Annotated in this window: 5 protein-coding genes; all 5 read left to right on the plus strand. The window is 71.0% G+C overall.

The annotated features are described in order from the left end of the window. Positions 1-529 precede the first annotated feature (529 nt). Positions 530-1,015, plus strand: coding sequence for a GspH/FimT family pseudopilin (locus VFZ20_RS21965; protein ID WP_329686092.1), 486 nt, complete (start codon positions 530-532; stop codon positions 1,013-1,015). A gap of 160 nt (positions 1,016-1,175) precedes the next feature. Beyond that, the gene (locus VFZ20_RS21970) at positions 1,176-1,658 is read left to right on the plus strand and encodes a GspH/FimT family pseudopilin (RefSeq protein WP_329686093.1); all 483 of its coding nucleotides are present in this window, start codon (positions 1,176-1,178) and stop codon (positions 1,656-1,658) included. Then, complete coding sequence (locus VFZ20_RS21975) at positions 1,636-2,040, plus strand: type IV pilus modification PilV family protein (RefSeq protein WP_329686094.1); 405 nt, start codon at positions 1,636-1,638, stop codon at positions 2,038-2,040. The genes VFZ20_RS21970 and VFZ20_RS21975 overlap by 23 nt, the downstream gene beginning before the upstream one ends. Continuing rightward, complete coding sequence (locus tag VFZ20_RS21980; RefSeq protein ID WP_329686095.1) at positions 2,027-2,893, plus strand: PilW family protein; 867 nt, start codon at positions 2,027-2,029, stop codon at positions 2,891-2,893. Before VFZ20_RS21975 ends, VFZ20_RS21980 begins: the two co-directional genes overlap by 14 nt. A gap of 17 nt (positions 2,894-2,910) precedes the next feature. Then, the coding region (locus tag VFZ20_RS21985; protein ID WP_329686096.1) for a hypothetical protein at positions 2,911-3,377 on the plus strand (467 nt) is incomplete at its 3' end.

A 3,377-nucleotide genomic window follows, 5' to 3' on the forward strand; every position in this document is an offset into this window, starting at 1 on the left:
ACGCGCGTACCCCCTAAGGGCAGGGTCTCGCCCGTTCGCCAACCCCTCCCCCGAAGTTGGGGGAGGGGTCGACCGCCGTTGCGAGGAACGAGCAAAAAGGCGGTCGGGGGAGAGGGCCCCCCGTCGCGCAGCGACGGGCAATCCGCCTCCACGAATCCCTCGCCTCCGTGCAGTCAGCCCGTCGAAGTCTACACCCTCTCCCGCGCAGTTTGCGGGAGAGGGTGCGAGCGACAGCGAGCGGGTGAGGGCCCCTCCGCGAGAACACGCCGGTCCCCATCGGATCGCCCCGTCTGCCGTACGCGCCACCGCGCGTACATGTCTCATCGGAATCGCATAGCCATTCGTTTCCGCACTGCGCCATAAGCTCCATGCGGACAAATCGTTATCTCACCTGAAATCCCGCTCCGAAAATCCGTCCACTTCCTGGCGGGTGGCGGTTTGACTTCGCGCAGGGGCCGGATGCATCCATGAAGGGCACGCCTGCGGGGCATCAACCGGCATGCGGCCGCGAGGGCGGCGGGAGGGCGCGATGGAAGGCAAGGGACGCGCGGGGTTCACCCTGCACGAGCTGATGATCGTCGTGGGACTGATCGGCATCGTCGTCATGTTCGTCGTGCCCAGGCTGGAGGGGTGGGCCGTCCGGGCCCGTACGCGCGGCGCCGTCAACCGCGTGGCGTCGGACATCGCCTACACGCGGCAGCTGGCCTCGCGCACGGGGCAGGGGGCCCGCCTGGTCCTGGAGCGGGGCGGCGGCTGCCCCGCGCCCTCCGGGTGGACGGCCGGATACCGCTACCAGATCCGCTCCGGCGGGCCGGACAGCATCAAGGCCCGGCGCGACCTGCGGGCCGACGGCGCGCCGCTGTGCATGGCCGCCAACGGCAGCGGGCCCCTGGCCTTTCGCTCCAGCGGCCTGCTGGTGGGGTTCAGCAACCGCACCATCGTCCTGCGCCAGGGCAGCCACCCGTCCGACACCCTCACCATCTCCGTCGTGGGCCGGGTGCTTCGGCGATACTGAAACGATTGGAGGTAGCAGCCTTACGCCATCTGGCGGCAGGTCGCCCGGAAAAGTTTTCCGGCCCGGCAAGAATGTGCGTCCGTAGCAGTGTGAAATACGGCGTAAGTGCTTGATTTTCCAGGCGGCTGGGCGGGGCACGGAACTTGGTCTGGGGCGCGGCATGAACCGCATACTCGCCGCCCGACCGCGCGACCGCCGGGGGTTCACCCTGCCGGAGATGATGCTGGTCGTCGTCATCATCGGGATCATGGCCGCCATGGCGGGCCCCCGGCTGTTCCGCTGGATCCAGGTCGCGGGCCAGCGCGGCGCCGCCAACCAGGTCATCGCCGACCTGCAGTACGCCCGCGTGCAGGCCGTGCGCCAGGGGCAGACGGTGTCGCTGCGCATCGACAACGCCACGCGCTACCGCGTCACCGTGGACGACGGGCAGGGCAACGTGGTGCGCACGCTCAAGACCATAAACATGGCCCTGACGTACCGCGACGCCGCCCTGGACCCCACGTCGGGGCGCATCGGCTTCGACTCGCGCGGCATGCTGCGCACCCCCCTGAGCGTCGTGACCGTGGCGCGCGGCAACGTGCGCCGAACCGTGAACGTGAGCACCGTGGGAAGGATCTACAGTGGCAGCCTGCAGACGAACTGAGCCGCGCCGGCCCCGCCGCCTGGGCCGCGAGGGCTTCACGCTGGCCGAGGTGCTCGTGGCCATGGTGATCCTGGCCGTGGGGCTGCTGGCCCTGGAGGCCATGGGCATCGGCGCCGCGCGCATGGTGGCCCGCGCCGACCGCGAGGGCGAGCTCACGGAGCTGGCCACGGACCGCCTGGAGCGGGCGCTCAACCAGGTGGACATGGGCACCATCCCCTCCGCGGCCACGGAGACGGTGGGGGGCAACGCCCTCGCCACGAGCGTCGCCACCCAGGCCATGGGCACGCGCACGCTCGTCACCGTCACGGTGAGCGCCACGCCGCCCGCCAATCAGAGCTGGCACCTTCCCTCCGTCACGGTGGTGGGTCGTGCGGTACGCTGACGTCCGCCGCGCCCGGCGCGGCTTTACCCTGGTGGAGGTGCTGGTGGCCCTGGTGATCGCGGGGCTGCTGGGCGCCGTGATCTTCCAGATGATGAACGGCCAGTCGCGCATCGTGGCCGCGCAGAGCGCCCGCGAAGAGGCGCAGCAGAACGCCCGCGGGTCCCTGGAGGTCATCTCCAGCGAGCTGCGGGGCGCCATGCCGGGAGGCATCCTGGCCGCGGACGCGCAGTCGCTCACCTACATGCTGCCCCGCGTGTGGGGCCACGTGTGCGGCACCTCGGGCGCCAACACGCTCACGGCCCTCTTCCCCAACACGGGCGCCACGCTCCCCGCCGCGGGCGAGGCCACGGGGGTAATGGTGAACACGGGCACGCTCACGGCGCCCAGCTGGTCGCCCGCGCCGCCCACCCGTATCCAGGTGACGGCCATCCGCAACGTGGGCGGGCCCACCGCGGCCGCGTGCAGCGCACTGGGCGCCTCGGGCGACCTGGTGGCCCTGGAGATCGACGGGGCGGGGCTGGCGGCCCACGGCGCCCAGAACCGCACCGTGGTGCTCTACACCATGACGCGGTACGACCTGGGGCAGACCGGCGGGGCGTCGTGGCTTCAGCGCACGAGCGGCATGAGCAACGGGCAGTACGTGCAGCAGCCCCTGGCGGGGCCCGTGGAGCCCGCCAAGGTGCAGTTCCAGTACTTTGGCACCAGCGCCACCACGCCCCTGGGCACGCCCGTGGCGACGCCCTCCAGCATCCGCATGGTGCGGGTGCAGGTGGTCACCAACAGCGCCCAGACGCTCAACGGGCGCGTGCAGCGCGACAGCGGCGCCGTGACCGTGATGCTGCGCAACAACTGAGCATGGGACAGGCAGACATGACGACGATCATCGGGCCGCTGCGCGGCCGCCGGGGCGTGGCCCTTCCCCTGGCCCTCACGGGGCTCGTGGTGGTTTCGCTGCTGGTGACCACGGCCATGCTCACGGGAAGCACGGAATCCTCCATCAGCGCGGCGCAAAGCAACGGCACGCGCAGCCTGTACGATGCGGAGAGCGCCCTGCAGGGCCGTCTGCAGACCATCACCACGACGGGGGTGGGGCTCGCGGCCGGCGCCGTGAACGTGGTGCAGAACGGCCGCACCGTGCGGGTCACCACGGCCCTGCTGCAGAACCAGGTCAATGGCAACATCTCGCGCGACCTCACGGCGTCGCTGCTGGCGGAGCCGCTGGGCGCGGACGGAAACCCCATGGGGCGCGCCGTGGTGGCCATGGTGCAGCAGAGGGGCACCTTCAACAGCATGAACCTGCAGGTGAACGAGGGGGCCGTGGTGGGCACGGACCTTAC

It is taken from the genome of Longimicrobium sp., from assembly GCF_036280135.1.
Taxonomy (GTDB): Bacteria; Gemmatimonadota; Gemmatimonadetes; order Longimicrobiales; family Longimicrobiaceae; genus Longimicrobium.